A 16,472-nucleotide genomic window follows, 5' to 3' on the forward strand; every position below is an offset into this window, starting at 1 on the left:
TTAGCTGCAGCGGTATATTCGCTGTGGCTTTCACTTATAATTTCTGAATTCTACTTAACGCTTAATCTTAAAATGATCCCTTCACAGCAGTATCGTTTTTTGCGTCATTCCGCTCGAGATGGAATGAGCATAAAGCACGATTCTTCGCGTTGGGCTAAATTACATTTAGACCCGTGGTTATTATGTTTTTTAGTTCTAAATGCCATACTTGGATTGATGGTTGTCTATAGTGCAACTGCTGAAAATACTGGCATGGTACTACGTCAAGCAACAAGTTTTGCCGTTGGTTTTACTTTAATGTTTTTGTGTGCACAAGTGCCACCGAAAGTTTATCAAGCCATTAGTCCGTATTTTTATATTTTTGGCATAATTATGCTGATGCTAGTGTTTGTTATAGGTGAAACTCGGCTTGGTGCTAAACGTTGGATTACCATTCCTGGAATAGGTAGTATGCAACCCAGCGAAGTGATGAAATTTGCGATGCCGCTGATGATGGCATGGTATTTTTCCAATCGCGCATTTCCACCTAAATTTGTACATATCATCATCGCGCTGATTATTATGATGGTGCCTTTTGTGCTTGTGGCTTTACAGCCAGACTTAAATATTGGTCTGATTATTCCGGGTATTTTTATTTTATTTTTAAGTGGGATGTCTTGGAAATTAATTGTAGGGGCAATGGGGGCTTTGGCTATTGCCGCACCACTGCTGTGGATGTTTCTGCTACAGGAATATCAAAAGAAACGTATTTTAACGCTTTTTGACCCAGAATCAGACGCTTTAGGTGCGGGTTGGAATATTATCCAGTCTAAAATTGCGATTGGTTCAGGTGGTATGACAGGTAAGGGTTTTACTGAAGGGACGCAGTCACATTTAGGTTATTTGCCTGAACATCATACTGACTTTATTATGTCGACTTATGCAGAAGAGTTTGGCTTTATTGGTGTTTTCTTATTATTTAGTCTGTTTTTTGCCATTATTATTCGTTGCTTAATGATTGGGATGAATAGCTTTCATAATTTTGGGCGTTTATACGCCAGTGCAACAGGACTTACTTTCTTTTTCTTTGTATTTTTAAACTCTGGTATGGTGAGTGGTATTTTGCCTGTTACAGGTGACCCTTTACCACTCATGAGTTATGGTGGTACGGCTGTTATTGCAATGCTTGCGGGAATGGGGATTGTGATGTCGATTCACACCCATCGCTAAGCATTATTGTAAATGAAATGATAAAGCCGGACATTGTGTCCGGTTTTTTTATGTGTTGGAAGTGCTATAGCTGAATGTATGGAGAAATCCGTCAGTCCTTAAATCAAATTTTTCTGTGCAGATGCAAAAGCTAATCTAATGTCTTGGGTGTAGAGATTTAAAACAGCTACTCAGTGGCTATTTCTGCTGTTTAGGCTAAGGGGCATGTCCAGCCAGCGCTTATAAGCGCCAGTAAGATAATCTGTTGGTATCTATGCTGGCACTGGAAAAGCGGATGAAACAACCGGCATCATGCTTACTTTGGTGGTTAGTTAAACAGCTGATTGATTTTTCTCGTTATTTCTTTGTTGTATATTCGATAGTCACTGATAGCATAGGGGCTGAACAGGGCATATTTGCAGCTGGTGCTGGAACCATTTTTTGCAGCAGCGGTGCGGCAGTTTAGGATGGAAAAGACCTTTGCGTCAGCGGATTTAAGCTCAAATGAACTTAAGTAAATTTTTTCATTGGCAATATCCTGAGTGGTAATAGTATAGCCATTTTTTACTAGAACATTGCGGAGACTGGAAATCGTACGTTTGCTGCTGACAGTCAGCGCATCTTCATAGCCGAATGTTTTAATTAAGGTTGCAGTGTTCAGTTGCTCGGCATTTTTAAATAATTCTGGTGCTGCATTTTTTATAAAGAAGCCGAAGTCTTCTGTACTGATATCGGCCGTAATAGGCTTGAAAGTCAGGCGCACGCCATCACTCAACTTGTCGTATGCGACGCGCATTTGTATATCTGCACAGGAGCTGGAGTCGTTGGCACTACGCCGATGATCAGCACTAACTGTATTGCAGACTTTAATTTTTACTCGGTCTTGCGCTAGGCGACGGAATTGCGCGTCATAAATATGATGTACACTCCAGTAACGGTCTTGTTTTAACTGGTTAAAGAAAGGAGCATTGCTGATTAGCCCTTTGTTTAAATCCAATTCATTATAAGCCGAGAGTGGTACTGTCAGAGAAAAACTGTTCAGTTCCGGATTGAGTTGGATATGCTGAGTTTTAGGCCCGAAGCCACCCAGTACATTTTGGTAGAGGCTGCCGCGTTCCCCTGTAACTTGGCAACCAGATAGTCCGGCTGCCGCGGCAAGAAACAATAATGTTTTTTGCATATTTTGATTTTTTCTATATATAACAATTATTCGAAATTGAAGCTCACGTCAGAAGCAGTGTTTGGAGACGGGTGCTGGAAAATACGTTCGTTCTGATGGTCAAAGTAAACTTTCCAGCTATTTTTGATATTTTTACACTGGAATAAGCCGTAGTATTTTTGCAGATTCGGCGTAGATAGCACCTCAGAGCCTTTATAGGGAATTAGTGGTGATGGATGGCTTTTAATTTGAACAAATTCACCGCCATCACGTGCGCAATAGGTATTTGCGCGTTCCCACATAATAGTACCTGCACCGTAAGATACGTTATTCATGGTGATGGTGCGCGGATTTTTATACTTGGCTTGGAAAAACTCTTGCACCGTCGGATACTGTTCAAAATCCTTATCTGTTAGTTGCCCCAAGGTATTCCATTTATCAATGGCTTTTGACAGCCATCCTTTTTTTGTTTCTTCAGCAGATGCGCAAGTACTGGCAATAATGCATGCTACGGCTAAAAAGGTTTTAATTTTCATTATATAACTCCAATTCAGGTGCAGAGCATGCTAAAGGTCATGCAGCGGAGATGCAACTTTGCGGGTACTAAAATTTATAATTAAATGTTAGAAAATATTTAATTTTTAATAAAAATTTATAATGCTTTATTTTATTAATCTGAATTTAAAAATCAGAATTTTAAGACAAACATAAAAAAAGCCCTTCAATCAGGGCTTTTTTTAATCAGGCAAGGAACCAGGTATAGTATCCCCAGAGCATTAGTGGCCAAGCAATGTACGGACTAAATAACCATTTCCAAAACCAATGCTTTGGAACAAAGCCTACGCCATGAACAAAACCACCTGAAATGCCGATCATCACCATCATAAGGGCACGATGACTATATCCACCATTGTCATCCAGCATAGCTGCTGGATGAACAAGGAGGACTGCTGCCAAAGGAAAAGCCAAAAGGCAGGAAATTAGCATTGCAAATTTATTTGGCTTTTTTTCTACGACTGGTTTTTCTATAGCAACATCGGTCATGTGTTATTCCTCATCTAAATCTTGATGATGTTCAATGTACAGGGCACTAAGTACACCTGCAAAACATGCCATCAACACACCGAGAATCCAAGCAAAGTACCACATCATTTTTCTCCCATACATAGCTTTTAGTAAAGGCTATGTGAATTCTCTTGAATATGTTTCTTAGTAATCACGCCCCACATTTTGTAGTAACACCAAGTGGTATAACACAAGATGATTGGAACGAAGATGCAGGCAGCAACAGTCATAACAGTTAAAGTATTTTTACTTGATACTGCATCCCACATTGTAAGACTTACTGTTGGGTTAATGCTTGAAGGTATAAGGAACGGGAATAATGCAAATCCAGCAGTTAAGATTGCACCAATTACCGCTAAGCTTGAACCTAGGAAGCTCACACCTGCTTTATTTTTACCTGCTGCTAATACAACAATCAAGCCACCAAGTAGACCCATAATTGGAGCAATCATGGTAATTGGGTAAGTTGAGTAGTTGTTCATCCAACCTGGGTTAGTATTAGTAATCACTTCTTTTGCTAGTGGGTTTGCTACGCCATTAGTGTCAAATGGTTGCGCAAGTGTATAACCTTGAATACCGCCAAAGTATAGCCATGCGCCAGCAGTCAAGAAAGTCACTAAATATACAATACCCATGATTTGAGTTGCTTTAGCAGAGCGTTGACGTAAATCACCATCCGTACGGATCATGAGCCAAGCACCACCGTGCGCTGCCAGCATAGAAAGGCTGACTAAACCACAAACCAATGCAAATGGATTGAGTAGTGCAAAGAAACTACCTGTGTAAGTAGAGCGTACAGTTTCATCTAAAGTAAACGGCACACCTAAGAACATGTTGCCAAAAGCTACACCAAATACTAAAGCAGGTACGGCGCCACCAATACATAAGCCCCAGTCCCAAGATGTACGCCATTTTGTGTTCTCAAGTTTTGAGCGGTAGTCGAAGCCGACAGGTCGCAAAAATAGTGCAAAGAGAACCAGGAGCAGTGCCCAGTACATGCCTGAGAATGCAGTTGCGTATACCATTGGCCAGGCAGCAAATAGTGCACCACCAGCCGTAATAAACCAAACTTGGTTGCCGTCCCAGTGCGGTGCAATCGTATTGATTGCAGCGCGACGTTCGTCATCTGTTTTACCTACAAATGGCATGAGTGCCATGGAACCCATATCGAAGCCATCGGTGAGGGCAAAGCCAATGAGTAGTACGCCTACAAGTACCCACCAAATGATTTTGAGCAGTTCATATTCGATCATGCTTTAGACTCCTCATTTGCTTTATTCGCCGCTTCAAGTTTTTCAAAGTGGTATTTACCAGTATGAAGTGAGCTTGGGCCAAGACGTGAGAATTTGATCATGAGATACATTTCGATAATCAAAAGTACAGTATAGAACGATGCAAGTGCGATGATAGATCCCCATACATCACCAGTGCTTAAGCTAGAAGCTGAAAGGTGTGTTGGTAAAACTTCACCGATAGTCCAAGGTTGACGGCCAACTTCGGCAACATACCAACCAGTTTGCGCAGCAATCCAAGGAAGTGGTAAGCCAAACAAGGCAAATTTTAGTAACCAAGGTTTATTTTCTGCATTGCGTTTTGCAACAGCAAAGGCAGCAAGAGCAAACAATAGAAGCATAAGGAAACCAGATGCAACCATTAAACGGAATGCCCAGAATAAGCTTGGTACGTGTGGAATTGTGTCTTTAGCAGCAGCTTTAATTTGTGCTTCAGATGCATCAACTACGTTTGGAGTGTATTTTTTCAAAAGTAAGCCATATCCCAAGTCTTTTTGAGACTCAGCAAAAGCTGCTTTTAATTCTGCAGATTGGTCGCCTGCACGTAGTTTTTCAAGTTGTGAATAAGCCACCATACCATTACGAATACGTTCTTCGTGTTGGATGACTAAATCTTTAATGCCTGTCACTTCTTTGGTGGTTGAGCGTGTTGCGATAATCCCCATTACATACGGAATTTTAATAGCATAGTCCGTAGTCATGGTTTCTTTGTTTGGAATACCAAATAAAGTAAACGGTGCTGGCGCTGGGTGAGTATCCCACTCGGCTTCAATTGCAGCCAATTTAGTTTTTTGCACATCGCCAATTTCGTAACCAGATTCATCACCCAGTAAAATCACTGAAAGTGTAGAAGCTAAACCAAAGATGGCAGCAATGGCAAAAGAACGGCGCGCAAATGGCAAGTCACGTTTTTTCAACATGTAGTAGCTAGAAATAGCCAATACGAAAATTGCACCAGTAACATAGCCTGCAGATACAGTATGTACGAATTTCACCTGTGCAACAGGGTTGAAGATGAGTGCGCCGAAATCGACCATTTCCATACGCATGGTTTCATAGTTAAATGCTGAACCGACTGGGTTTTGCATCCAGCCGTTGGCCACTAAAATCCACAGTGCAGACATATTAGATCCAAGTGCAACTAACCATGTAACAGCTAAGTGCTGTACTTTTGAGAGGCGATCCCAACCAAAGAAGAATAAACCAATAAATGTCGATTCAAGGAAGAACGCCATTAAGCCTTCGATTGCGAGTGGAGCACCAAAGATATCGCCCACGTAGTGTGAGTAATATGCCCAGTTTGTACCAAACTGAAATTCCATGGTTAAACCAGTAGTAACCCCTAGCGCGAAGTTAATACCGAATAATTTGCCCCAGAATTTAGTCATGTCTTTATAAATTTCTTTACCAGAAATCACATACGTGGATTCCATAATGGCAAGAAGGAAAGCCATACCTAAAGTGAGTGGAACAAAAATAAAGTGATACATCGCGGTCATCGCAAATTGGAACCGCGAAAGATCGACCACGCTTTCAGAAATCATCAACGTGTCTCCTTGATTTGGGAAGAACTGCCAGCGATATGCTCGGCAACTTGATTGTCAAAATTTTTAGGAATCGTTGGTGCGTCAAACCAGATATGTTTAATAGTCAATAAAATCACCACTTTAATTATTAATATAATGGCAATTTCGCGACTTACGTTTCGGTTGATATTTTTTGGAACTAAGCTCATGGTTAAGCCTGTTTTTAAAAACTATATTTACATTATTAAACAAAAAAAATATAAAATAAATAGGTGGAACAGTTAAAATAATAATATATTAAAAAAATAATTATAAAACAAATAGTTATTGATATTTTTTTTAAAAATATACTAATTTTATGTTATTTTAAAGTTGATCTATTTACTTGTATTTAAATAAAATAATTCCGACTTTTTTACTTATAATTATATTTTAAACCCGACTAAAACACTTGTATTTGTTAAATATTGCAAATGATAATTAATACAAATAAAACCAACTAAAATACTTATATTTAAAATGCAAAGTCTACAGCATGCTTATGCTGAGTGGGAAAGCTCAAAAAAATGATGAAAAAAAAGAACATGCAAGCATGTTCTTTTTTTTGCGAGGGGGATGTTAGAAGTCGTAACGTAGACCTAAAGATAGGGCGGTTGAGTTTTCGTCTGCTACACCGCTAATACCATTACCAAAACTGCGACCTTCTTTCCAAGGGTTGAGTTTAGAGTTCTTGTCGTTAATGACTGTTGCGAGGTTGCCATATACGCGAAGTGTACTGTCAAGTTTATGCTCAACACCGACTGCAACTAAGCTTGCATTCGCATCATTTGCATCGACATCACGGTAGAAGTATTCACCGCGTACAGAGGTTTTAGGTGTAAGTTTATATTCACCCGCTAAACCAAACACTTGTACATCTGGATTTACTTTGTCATTGTCATGTTGAGACAATTGATACATTGCACCTAAGTTAAACTCTTCAGTAAGCTTGTATGCACCCGCAAGGCGGAAAGCATCACGGCTTGCGCCATCGCTTACGTTTGCCGCATTTTTTTCATATTTTTCGTATGCAGCTGCAAAATCAATCGGGCCTTCTTTATATGTCAAAGCAAGATCATAAGCTTGGTCTTTCTTTTTGCCTTCGCCATTTGCATCTTTGGTTGACTCTGTGCCTGCATTCATTGATACAGCACCCAGCACATTAAAACCGCCACCAAATTTTGGTGATTTATATTCGATGGTGTTTTCGTTGCGCTCATCAAACTTTAAGTTGCCAACACGTGTGACGTTACGTACATCACCCACCATATCGCCAAAGAAGTTGATTGGGCTACGTGCAACTTTAAATGGGCTATCAAAACGGCCAACACGAACTTGACCATAATTCGCGCTTTTTACACCAACGAATGTGTCACGAGTTGAGAAATTCACGCCATTCGCATCTTTAGAGCCACTTGCAAAGTTAACTTCTTGCTCAATTTGAGCAAAAACATTTAAGTCGTCATTAATTTTTTGATCAACTTTAAAACCTAAGCGAGATGCATTAGAAGACAAGCCTACTTCGTTATAATCTTTACCATCATCAAGGTAGTCTAAAGAAACGTGTGCACGGCCATAGATTTTTACATCTGCTGCAGACGCCATCATAGGTGTTACAACAGTTGCCCCGATTGCTAATGCACATAGTGTTTTTTTCATTTGAAGCTCCAGAAGACTTTTCTAGTCATATCAATACGTTTTATCAGTAGCTTGGCTAAAAATAATTTCGCTATCTAATGGCGCTAAGTATTGATTACAAATAAGACAGTTCTATTAAGGAAATATTGCAAAGATATGAAATATGATTGGTGTATTCCTTGAGCAAAATTGTGTTTTTTATGGTTTAAGTATTTGTATTTATTTTATTAAATATAGTTAGTGGGATTGTTGCTGGCTTTTTTATTTTGCATATTGAAAGGCGCCATATATAAAAAATGGAGCCGAAGCTCCATTTTAAGATATTCAAAATATGACATTCATATTTCAAAGTGCTGCTTTAATTTTTTCAGCCAAGGCTTTAATTTTGTCCTGATCACCCATTTGTGCTGCATGTTTCCCTAGCTCATGTACAGAGCTTGGAATAAGGTGGAAGTGCACATGTGGCACTGTTTGACCAGCAGCTACGCCAGAAAGTTGCATTAAAACGATGCCTTCAACTTGAAGAGCTGTTTCAATCGCTTTGGCAACCTTCTGTACAATTTGAATTGTGTAGGCTGCTTCTTCTGGTGCGAGGTCAAGTAGGGTGACTGCAGGTGACTTTGGGATAACCAAAGTATGGCCCTCTGCTTGAGGCATAATATCCATAAATGCAAGAACACGTTCATCTTCATAAACTTTAATCGCAGGTAATTCACCGCGTAAAATTCTTGCAAAAATGTTTTGGTCATCATAAGCCATGACAGATTTCCTTAAGCTGTATTTCAACTGTAATTATTTACAGTTCAATTCTTTCTGACGATCTTTGATCGCGTCAAGACGTTGTTGCTCTTTTTCTGAAAATTTTGGTTTGGTTGTATAGCAATTGTCATTACCATACTTTGCTTTAGCATCAGGGTCTTTAAAACAAAAGCCTTTTGATGCATAGATGACATCATGATCATTCTTGAGTTTTTGACATTCTTGCTCAGACGCCATAGCTACTGTAGATGCCCCTAATAGCGAAACAAAGCCAACCAATGCCGCAACTTTGAAATTGTTCATACGAGTTTCCTCTGTGTTTGTAACAATGTGTGTGATCACACCATCACAGTATTCGATTTAATTATGTATTTTCAATGGTGAGATCTTACTCAATTGTAATATTACTCCATGATTCGTACATTTTTGCGACAGTTGAAAAGTCACTATTTTCTTCAGCAGTGTCGCTGGCAACTTGAACTAAGTTTTGCGCAAGGGAAATGACAGGTGCAGAAAGTTTGGCTGTGCGAACTAAATCTACAGCAATTCCTGTATCTTTTGCTAATAATGGCAAGGCAAAGGTTAATGGGAAACTACGGTTGAGTACCCGTTGCGGTAAAATAGTTTCTGTCGCATTGCTTTTACCGCTTGATGCATTAATACAATCTAAAGCGGCGTGTAAATCTACGCCATGTGCTTTAAGCACAGTCAGGCCTTCAGAAGCGGCACACAAATTGACCGCCATGAGCATATTGTTGACTGCTTTTACAGCAAAACCTGCACCTGATTCACCCACATGTTGAATAAGCTTGCCGAGCACTTGGATAGCAGGCAAGGCTTGCTTAAATGCGTGTTGATCCCCCCCAATCATAAAGGTGAGGCTTGCATTTTCTGCGCCTATTGTTTGCCCAGATACTGGAGCATCTAAGTAAAATGCATTCTGCTGTAGAAATAGTGGCGCTAAGTGCTTAGCTGAACTCGGTACGCCACTAGTGCAATCCACCCAAATACTGCCTGCTCGAATATTAATGCCAGCAATTAAAGCCTCAATATCTGCACTGGTTGGTAAGCAGGAAAAAATAATGTCAGCTTGTACTGCTTGTTGTAGATCTACAGCAAGGGTGCCAAACTCATTTGCATGTTGCTTGGCTTTGTCAAAATTACGATTCCATACATAAACGGTATCAAAGTGCTTGGGTAAATGTGCTGCCATGCGGTAGCCCATTGCGCCTAAACCAATGAATGCAACTGATTGAATCATAATAAAACCCTAATTTAATTTTTAATAACTGTCGATCTTTGTTCAAGCCATGTGGTTAATTTAGGCCAAAATTCATTCGCGCTTTTTTGGCTCGACATGAGGCCTAAATGCCCACCGGGGATAAGAGTAAACGTGACATCTTGGCTACTTGTCAATTCACCTAAGGGTTGAGCTGCCGCTGCAGTAACAATCTGATCGCTAGAACCCGCGCCAATAAACAGGGGAGCGTGAATATCTTTTAATTTTATAATCTTATCTTTCAACTGAATAACACCGCCTTTTAGGGGGTTTTGTAGCCATAGATGCAAAACCATGTCCTGATTAATACCGCCAGGATAATCAATCATGTGGTTGAGGAAGTTGCCCATAGTGGCGTGTTCGTACAGTGCTTGAGGGTCTGCTAGATTAAATAAAAATTGTTTTTGACTGTAATACCAGCCCTTAGGATCTAATATTTTAAAGCCTACTGCATTTAGCAGGCCAGGTGTGTGAATCATCCTTTTAGGAATTTTACCGCTATAAATCATATTTTTGAGTGATTGACTGCGTGAAATCAATTGATTGATATTTTGAAAGAGTCGACCAACGCGGCCAGAGGCATAGCTATCAATAGGGCTACCCATCACCATGAGGTTTTTGACACGGTTGGATGTGCTTAAGGCAGTGTATAGCGTGACAAAAATACCAGCCATACTCCAACCATGCAAAGAAATTTGTGGGCTGTTGGCATGTGTACAGATTTTGTCGACACAGTGAGGGATGGCATCATCAATAAATGATAAAAAATCGAGGAAACGATCTTGATAACTGAGCTTATTCCATTCAATTAAATAAACTTCAAAACCACTGTGTTGAAAGTGTTTGACTAGTGAACGATAAGGATAAAGGTCGTAGATTGCCATATTGATGGCTAAGGGTGCGACAAAGACTATGGGTTCTTGGTATTTACGGTTGGGTGATGCGTAATGACGAACCTGACAAAATTTATATTCTTCAATGACCTCGTAAGGATTGGTTTGTGATAACACCAATGATTTTGCATTAAAAAAACGTGTAGAGAGGTGCTTTAGTTTTTTTTGCTGTGTTAAAAGGCTTTTTTTCAATGGGTTCATGGTGATTGTTGGCCTATATCCTTGTAGGTTTGATCGAAGTCTAAGCGATATTTGCTTATTATACCTTGACCTTAAATAGCTTAGGCGCTCAAAATATTGGCAATAATTAACAAAAGGCAGTCATTGGACTGAGTAATGCTAATGAACCAACAAGACGACATCGAATATCAACTAGATACCTTGGCTATTCGTACAGGTCACAATCGTACTTCTGAGGGAGAGCATAGTGAGCCGATCTTCTTAACTTCGTCTTTTGTGTGTGAAAGTGCAGCCGATGCGGCTGCAAAATTTTCAGGGCAAATTGAAGGCAATACCTATTCACGTTATACCAACCCAACAGTTCAAACATTTGAAAAGCGTCTAGCTGTTTTAGATGGCGCTGAAGCTGCTGTAGCAACGAGTTCTGGTATGGCGGGTGTGCATGCGGTGACATTAGCTTACTTGAAGGCGGGTGACCATGTTGTATGTTCACGTGCTGTGTTTGGTTCGATTATTTCATTGTTTGAAAAATATGTAATCAAGTTTGGTGTAGATGTCACTTTTGTTGATTTAGAAGATATAGATGCATGGAAACAAGCCATTCGTCCAAATACGCGTTTACTTTTCATTGAAACTCCATCTAACCCATTGGCTCAAGTGGGTGATCTGCAGGCAATTGCGGATATTGCACATGCACAAGGCGCTTTATTTGCAGTAGATAATACGTTCTGTACGCCAGTATTACAGCAACCACTTAAGTTTGGTGCAGACCTTGTTATTTATTCATCGACTAAATATATCGATGGTCAAGGTCGTGCTTTAGGTGGTGCGGTGGTCGGTAGTGCTAAACTGATGGAAGAAATTACCGGTGTGATTCGTACATTGGGTAATTCTATGAGTCCATTTAATGCATGGGTGTTCTTAAAAGGGTTAGAAACTTTAAGTTTACGTATGAAAGCACACTGTGCAAGCGCGCAAATTTTAGCTGAATGGTTAGATGCTCATCCAAAAGTTGAAAAAGTTTATTATGCAGGTTTGCCAAATCATGAAGGCCATGAACTTGCGAAGAAACAACAATCAGGTTTTGGTGGTGTAGTATCGTTTGTTGCTAAAGGTGAGCGTGAAGGCGCTTGGACTGTCATTGATAATACGCGTTTCTTATCAATTACCAGTAACTTGGGTGATGTAAAAACGACAATTACACATCCAGCAACTACTTCTCACGGTAGAATGTCGGCAGAAGCTAAACAAGCAGCAGGAATTAGTGAAGGTTTAATTCGAGTTTCTGTTGGTTTGGAAGATATTAATGATATCATTCGCGATATTTCTCGTGGTTTAGATTTAATTTAAGCCAATTAAAAAGTTTATTGTTCGGAGTATTTTATGAACATTAACATGTTGATGCAGCAAGCTCAGCGTATGCAAAAAGATATGGAAAGCAACGTTAAGAAGGCTAAAGAAGAGCTTGCACAAACGGAAGTTCATGCAGAAGCGGGTGGTGGTCTAGTTAAAGTGACCATGACTTGCCGTAATGTTGTTAAACGTATCGAAATTAATCCTGAATTACTTCAAGATGATGCAGATATGATTGAAGACCTTATTGCAGCGGCAATGAATGATGCTGCGCGTCAAGCTGAAGTCATCACTGAAGAAAAAATGAAATCTGCAAATTCAGGTATGGGTTTACCACCTGGTTTGTCTGGATTGTTCTAAGGAAGCGTCTTGCATGTTTAGTGGACGTTTTGATCAACTCGTTCAAGCATTACGCATTTTACCAAGTGTTGGGCCGAAATCGGCTCAACGCATGGCTTTGCATTTAATCATGAAAAATAAAGAAGGTGCTTTAGGTTTGGCGCATGCGTTAAATGAGGCAACCAGTTATATTCATGAGTGTGCAGTGTGTCATTCACTGACAGAAAATGAAGTTTGTGATATTTGTTTATCAAACGACCGTGATGAGCAACTGCTTTGTGTGGTTGAGTCTCCTGCTGACGTGATGGCAATTGAGCAAAGTGGTAGTTTTAAAGGTAAATATCATGTGCTCGGTGGTCATTTGTCGCCATTAGATGGTATCGGCCCTGAAGAAATTGGTATACCTTACTTAATTCAACGTCTATCGGATGGTCTGGTGACGGAGGTTATTTTGGCAACCAATGCGACGGTTGAAGGGCAAGCAACAGCACATTATTTAGTTGAAGCTGCTAAACATTTGCCAGTCAATATGACGCGTATAGCACAAGGTGTACCACAAGGTGGTGAGCTGGAGTATGTAGACAGTCATACACTCAGTCAGGCAGTACACAACCGAATGAGAATGAAATAAGTGGAGTAGATGCTACACTTATTTTAATCTATCTTAATAATACAAAAAAACGATAATAATTTATCTGAAAAAGCAATAAACTACCAATATATTTAAAAAAATATAACCAATATACAAAAAATTAGTTATATAAATATCTTATATATCGGTTAAAATAGGCGAAAACAGTTTTTGCTATAGATTCCGCAGTCTTATGTATCAATTTATTCAACAACAGCAAGATTTACAAAAAGTGATTAACTTAATGGATTCGTATCCCATTTATGGATTAGATACTGAATTTATTAAGGTAGATACGCTGTGGCCGAAACTTGGTGTATTTCAAATCAATGTCAATGGTGAAGTGTTCTTATTAGATGGTGCTGCACTGGATTTGAGTGAATTTTGGATAAAGTTGTTTGGTGCAGAGCAAAACGTTTTTCATGCGTGTAGTGAAGATATTGATCTTATTTATCACTATGCCTCACATAAATCTTTAGACAATGTGTTTGATACTCAAGTTGGTATGTCATTTTTAGGTCATGGCTTACAAGTTAGTTATCAAAATGCATTAAAACTCATGTTAGATGTTGATATTGAAAAGGATCAAACCCGCTCAGATTGGCTTGCTCGTCCATTAAGCTTGGATCAATTAAAATATGCAGCCAATGATGTCGAATACATCATGTTGCTTTCTGAAAAAGTAAAAAATGAATTAGAGCAAAAGCAGTTATTGGACTGTGTACTTGAAGATTGTCGTAATTTGACCTATGAAATTGGCGTAGAAACCCCTGTGCACCAGTTGTACTCAGATGTTGGTAACTTCCGTAATAGTCGTAAACAACTAATGCAACTACAGCAACTGGCTGTTTGGCGTGAGCAAATGGTGAAGGCTTTAAATCAGCCACGTAGTTTCATTTTAAAATCAGCCACTATGCAAGATTTGGTGGAGAAAAATCCGCGCAATCATTTCCAGCTAAGCAGTATTAAGGGAATCCGTCCAAACATTATACGCGAACATGGGAAAACGATTTTAGACTTGCTCAAATATTTGCCAGAGCAAGCGGAATGGCCATTGCGTATGGCACGTCCAATCCGTCATTCATCACAAGATATTAGTCAGCGTGTAGAATTGACAATTCAAAAAGTCGTGGATGAAACCACAGTGCCGAAAGAAGTATTGATGCGTAAAAAATGGCTGAATGCTTTATATCAACACGTGGTATTTCGTAATGATGAGCAAGATTTACCTAATTATTTATTAGGCTGGCGCTATGACATACTCACCAAACCTTTGATTGAAGTATTGCGTGCAGATGAAACTTATTTGTCGACACAAATGAAAGTGAGTGATTAATTGCGCCGAATTGATTAAAGATTTGGCAATTGTACAAATTCACGACTGATGCGTTAATAAACATTAATGTATCAGTCTTTTTTTTGATGTATCCTTTGCCTTGCATTTTAGGAGTGTTGTTTCAAATTATGTTCTGTTCAATTTACAAATCGAGCAAAAAAGACGAAATGTATATTTACATTGCTCGTCAGGAAATCAAAGAAAACCAAGAGCCAGCAAATCCGCTCGAAGTTTTGCCTGAAGCAGTGCGTACCGCATTTGGCCGTGCAACTTTTGTTATGGATTTGGAGTTGAGTGAATCACGTAAATTGGCACGTGTAAATGTGCTTCATGTGATGGATTCAATTGTTACGAAAGGGTTTTTCCTACAAATGCCTCCAGAAGGCTTAATTGACCCTAATGCAGTTGCGCCAGAAGGCCTGCGCGGTGCTTAATTAAAATTCAGGAGTTGTGAAATGGATAGTTTATGGGCTGTATTAGACTCAATTCCTGAAGATAGCATAGCTGTCACGGTATATTTGCTCGGTAGCTTTATTGCGCTACTGTGCTGGTATGGCGTGGCCAAACGCTTGCCGAAGCTCTTGGGTGGCATGACATGGATTATCATGTTTGCCATTCTATTGACGCCAACGGTATCTGAAGGAAACAATGCCTCGATTGCGCCAGCAATTTTTGGTTTGCTTTTTGGTGTGTTAACCAAAGACCAAGCTTTAGTGTGGGCAAATTTATCGCTTATTCTCTTTGTATTGGGTATTTGTATGGTACTTGGCTACTTATGGTCAAAATATACCGCCAACAAAGCCTCAAATGTTGTTCACAATAAAACTTCACCGCTTTAAAGTAAAAAAATAAAGGTTATGACATGTCTGTTGAAAATCAGCAATTTAATGGCACGGCTCAATATATCGCTACGGATAGCTTAAAACTTGCAGTGAAAGCTGCGCGTTCTCTTCAAAAACCATTGCTTGTAAAAGGCGAGCCTGGCACAGGTAAAACGCTACTCGCAGAACAGGTTGCTGAAAGTTTAGGTCTTAAGCTGATCACATGGCATATCAAATCAACCACAAAGGCACAGCAAGGCTTGTATGAGTATGATGCTGTTTCACGTTTACGTGATAGTCAGTTGGGCGATGACCGTGTGTACGATATTAAAAACTATATTAAGCCAGGTAAATTGTGGGAAGCATTTACCAGTGAAGAGCGCTGTGTTTTATTGATTGATGAAATTGATAAAGCAGACATCGAGTTTCCGAATGACTTATTACATGAACTCGATAAAATGTCGTTTTATGTCTATGAAACGGGTGAAACCATTACAGCGACCCAACGTCCGATCGTAATCATTACTTCAAATAATGAAAAAGAACTACCAGATGCATTCTTGCGTCGTTGTTTCTTTCATTATATTGAATTCCCAGATGAAACCACGATGCGTGAAATTATCGATGTACACTTCGAAAATATTTCTGCAACATTGGTCAATGAAGCTTTACAGGTATTCTTTAAATTACGTCAAATTCCGGGCCTAAAGAAACCACCTTCAACCTCTGAATTGATTGATTGGTTGAGCTTGTTGATGGCAGATGATATGCCTGAAGATATTTTGCGCAATACAGATAAATCAAAATCAATACCACCACTTTATGGTGCGCTGATTAAAAATGAGCAAGATGTACAGTTGCTAGAACGTTTGGCATTTATGTCACGTCGTTAAGCGATGAAATAAAAAACAAAAGCTGGAATGTCCAGCTTTTGTTTTTTAATAGATGACTGATGAGAAGCCTGTTGTATTGTT

General features: G+C 39.4%; 20 protein-coding genes. 8 read left to right on the forward strand and 12 right to left on the reverse strand.

Annotated features, from left to right (window positions below):
- The first annotated feature begins 72 nt into the window (after positions 1–72).
- Positions 73–1,209 (forward strand): rod shape-determining protein RodA, encoded by a 1,137-nt coding sequence (gene rodA / locus DYI81_RS03725; RefSeq protein WP_106985012.1) that lies wholly within the window; start codon positions 73–75, stop codon positions 1,207–1,209.
- A gap of 307 nt (positions 1,210–1,516) precedes the next feature.
- On the opposite strand, the gene DYI81_RS03730 is transcribed toward rodA, so the two are convergent.
- From DYI81_RS03730 to DYI81_RS03785, 12 genes are all read right to left on the reverse strand, one after another.
- Entirely contained in the window at positions 1,517–2,368 is an 852-nt protein-coding gene (locus DYI81_RS03730; RefSeq protein WP_117006748.1) for a hypothetical protein, read from the reverse strand.
- 26 nt (positions 2,369–2,394) lie between these two features.
- Entirely contained in the window at positions 2,395–2,883 is a 489-nt protein-coding gene (locus tag DYI81_RS03735) for a hypothetical protein (protein WP_106985014.1), read from the reverse strand.
- 205 nt (positions 2,884–3,088) lie between these two features.
- Positions 3,089–3,391 carry a cyd operon YbgE family protein gene (locus DYI81_RS03740; protein WP_106985015.1) on the reverse strand — a complete coding sequence of 101 codons (303 nt, stop codon included), beginning with the start codon at positions 3,389–3,391 and terminating at the stop codon, positions 3,089–3,091.
- 3 nt (positions 3,392–3,394) lie between these two features.
- A complete protein-coding gene (gene cydX, locus DYI81_RS03745) occupies positions 3,395–3,496 on the reverse strand; it encodes a cytochrome bd-I oxidase subunit CydX (RefSeq protein WP_004653762.1) in 102 nt (33 codons plus the stop codon).
- Positions 3,497–3,519: 23 nt separating this feature from the next.
- On the reverse strand, positions 3,520–4,665 hold the full coding sequence (cydB, locus tag DYI81_RS03750; RefSeq protein WP_117006749.1) for a cytochrome d ubiquinol oxidase subunit II: 1,146 nt from the start codon (positions 4,663–4,665) through the stop codon (positions 3,520–3,522).
- On the reverse strand, positions 4,662–6,248 hold the full coding sequence (locus tag DYI81_RS03755) for a cytochrome ubiquinol oxidase subunit I (protein ID WP_106985017.1): 1,587 nt from the start codon (positions 6,246–6,248) through the stop codon (positions 4,662–4,664). The genes cydB and DYI81_RS03755 overlap by 4 nt, the downstream gene beginning before the upstream one ends.
- A complete protein-coding gene (gene cydP, locus DYI81_RS03760) occupies positions 6,248–6,439 on the reverse strand; it encodes a cytochrome oxidase putative small subunit CydP (protein WP_106985018.1) in 192 nt (63 codons plus the stop codon). The genes DYI81_RS03755 and cydP overlap by 1 nt, the downstream gene beginning before the upstream one ends.
- 409 nt (positions 6,440–6,848) lie before the next feature.
- On the reverse strand, positions 6,849–7,928 hold the full coding sequence (locus tag DYI81_RS03765) for a porin (RefSeq protein ID WP_106985019.1): 1,080 nt from the start codon (positions 7,926–7,928) through the stop codon (positions 6,849–6,851).
- A 324-nt stretch (positions 7,929–8,252) separates the two neighbouring features.
- The gene (locus tag DYI81_RS03770) at positions 8,253–8,666 is read right to left on the reverse strand and encodes an HIT family protein (protein WP_117006750.1); all 414 of its coding nucleotides are present in this window, start codon (positions 8,664–8,666) and stop codon (positions 8,253–8,255) included.
- Between the two features lie 33 nt (positions 8,667–8,699).
- Positions 8,700–8,969 (reverse strand): YARHG domain-containing protein, encoded by a 270-nt coding sequence (locus DYI81_RS03775; RefSeq protein ID WP_106985021.1) that lies wholly within the window; start codon positions 8,967–8,969, stop codon positions 8,700–8,702.
- Positions 8,970–9,054: 85 nt separating this feature from the next.
- Positions 9,055–9,927, reverse strand: a complete 873-nt coding sequence (locus DYI81_RS03780) for an NAD(P)-dependent oxidoreductase (protein WP_117006751.1) — start codon at positions 9,925–9,927, stop codon at positions 9,055–9,057.
- A gap of 14 nt (positions 9,928–9,941) precedes the next feature.
- Positions 9,942–11,039: an alpha/beta fold hydrolase gene (locus DYI81_RS03785; RefSeq protein WP_117006752.1), complete on the reverse strand. Its 1,098-nt coding sequence runs from the start codon at positions 11,037–11,039 to the stop codon at positions 9,942–9,944.
- Positions 11,040–11,180: 141 nt separating this feature from the next.
- On the opposite strand from DYI81_RS03785, the gene DYI81_RS03790 reads away from it, so the two are divergent.
- From DYI81_RS03790 to DYI81_RS03820, 7 genes are all read left to right on the forward strand, one after another.
- Positions 11,181–12,368, forward strand: coding sequence for an O-succinylhomoserine sulfhydrylase (locus DYI81_RS03790; RefSeq protein WP_106985033.1), 1,188 nt, complete (start codon positions 11,181–11,183; stop codon positions 12,366–12,368).
- A 33-nt stretch (positions 12,369–12,401) separates the two neighbouring features.
- Positions 12,402–12,731, forward strand: coding sequence for a YbaB/EbfC family nucleoid-associated protein (locus DYI81_RS03795; protein ID WP_106985024.1), 330 nt, complete (start codon positions 12,402–12,404; stop codon positions 12,729–12,731).
- 13 nt (positions 12,732–12,744) lie between these two features.
- Positions 12,745–13,341, forward strand: coding sequence for a recombination mediator RecR (recR, locus tag DYI81_RS03800; protein WP_106985025.1), 597 nt, complete (start codon positions 12,745–12,747; stop codon positions 13,339–13,341).
- 193 nt (positions 13,342–13,534) lie between these two features.
- Complete coding sequence (locus DYI81_RS03805) at positions 13,535–14,677, forward strand: HRDC domain-containing protein (RefSeq protein WP_117006753.1); 1,143 nt, start codon at positions 13,535–13,537, stop codon at positions 14,675–14,677.
- A 128-nt stretch (positions 14,678–14,805) separates the two neighbouring features.
- The gene (locus DYI81_RS03810; protein ID WP_106986676.1) at positions 14,806–15,111 is read left to right on the forward strand and encodes a YcgL domain-containing protein; all 306 of its coding nucleotides are present in this window, start codon (positions 14,806–14,808) and stop codon (positions 15,109–15,111) included.
- 21 nt (positions 15,112–15,132) lie between these two features.
- Entirely contained in the window at positions 15,133–15,516 is a 384-nt protein-coding gene (locus DYI81_RS03815) for a hypothetical protein (protein ID WP_106986677.1), read from the forward strand.
- A gap of 23 nt (positions 15,517–15,539) precedes the next feature.
- Positions 15,540–16,391 carry a MoxR family ATPase gene (locus DYI81_RS03820; RefSeq protein ID WP_106986678.1) on the forward strand — a complete coding sequence of 284 codons (852 nt, stop codon included), beginning with the start codon at positions 15,540–15,542 and terminating at the stop codon, positions 16,389–16,391.
- The last annotated feature ends 81 nt before the right edge of the window (positions 16,392–16,472 follow it).

The organism is Acinetobacter sp. SWAC5 (assembly GCF_003419885.1).
Lineage (GTDB): Bacteria > Pseudomonadota > Gammaproteobacteria > Pseudomonadales > Moraxellaceae > Acinetobacter > Acinetobacter cumulans.

Coding starts and splice junctions, on each gene's coding strand:
- rodA (WP_106985012.1), top strand. CDS start 73: ATGATCCCTTCACAGCAGTATCGTTTTTTGCGTCATTCCGCTCGAGAT.
- DYI81_RS03730 (WP_117006748.1), bottom strand. CDS start 2,368: ATGCAAAAAACATTATTGTTTCTTGCCGCGGCAGCCGGACTATCTGGT.
- DYI81_RS03735 (WP_106985014.1), bottom strand. CDS start 2,883: ATGAAAATTAAAACCTTTTTAGCCGTAGCATGCATTATTGCCAGTACT.
- DYI81_RS03740 (WP_106985015.1), bottom strand. CDS start 3,391: ATGACCGATGTTGCTATAGAAAAACCAGTCGTAGAAAAAAAGCCAAAT.
- cydX (WP_004653762.1), bottom strand. CDS start 3,496: ATGTGGTACTTTGCTTGGATTCTCGGTGTGTTGATGGCATGTTTTGCA.
- cydB (WP_117006749.1), bottom strand. CDS start 4,665: ATGATCGAATATGAACTGCTCAAAATCATTTGGTGGGTACTTGTAGGC.
- DYI81_RS03755 (WP_106985017.1), bottom strand. CDS start 6,248: ATGATTTCTGAAAGCGTGGTCGATCTTTCGCGGTTCCAATTTGCGATG.
- cydP (WP_106985018.1), bottom strand. CDS start 6,439: ATGAGCTTAGTTCCAAAAAATATCAACCGAAACGTAAGTCGCGAAATT.
- DYI81_RS03765 (WP_106985019.1), bottom strand. CDS start 7,928: ATGAAAAAAACACTATGTGCATTAGCAATCGGGGCAACTGTTGTAACA.
- DYI81_RS03770 (WP_117006750.1), bottom strand. CDS start 8,666: ATGGCTTATGATGACCAAAACATTTTTGCAAGAATTTTACGCGGTGAA.
- DYI81_RS03775 (WP_106985021.1), bottom strand. CDS start 8,969: ATGAACAATTTCAAAGTTGCGGCATTGGTTGGCTTTGTTTCGCTATTA.
- DYI81_RS03780 (WP_117006751.1), bottom strand. CDS start 9,927: ATGATTCAATCAGTTGCATTCATTGGTTTAGGCGCAATGGGCTACCGC.
- DYI81_RS03785 (WP_117006752.1), bottom strand. CDS start 11,039: ATGAACCCATTGAAAAAAAGCCTTTTAACACAGCAAAAAAAACTAAAG.
- DYI81_RS03790 (WP_106985033.1), top strand. CDS start 11,181: ATGAACCAACAAGACGACATCGAATATCAACTAGATACCTTGGCTATT.
- DYI81_RS03795 (WP_106985024.1), top strand. CDS start 12,402: ATGAACATTAACATGTTGATGCAGCAAGCTCAGCGTATGCAAAAAGAT.
- recR (WP_106985025.1), top strand. CDS start 12,745: ATGTTTAGTGGACGTTTTGATCAACTCGTTCAAGCATTACGCATTTTA.
- DYI81_RS03805 (WP_117006753.1), top strand. CDS start 13,535: ATGTATCAATTTATTCAACAACAGCAAGATTTACAAAAAGTGATTAAC.
- DYI81_RS03810 (WP_106986676.1), top strand. CDS start 14,806: ATGTTCTGTTCAATTTACAAATCGAGCAAAAAAGACGAAATGTATATT.
- DYI81_RS03815 (WP_106986677.1), top strand. CDS start 15,133: ATGGATAGTTTATGGGCTGTATTAGACTCAATTCCTGAAGATAGCATA.
- DYI81_RS03820 (WP_106986678.1), top strand. CDS start 15,540: ATGTCTGTTGAAAATCAGCAATTTAATGGCACGGCTCAATATATCGCT.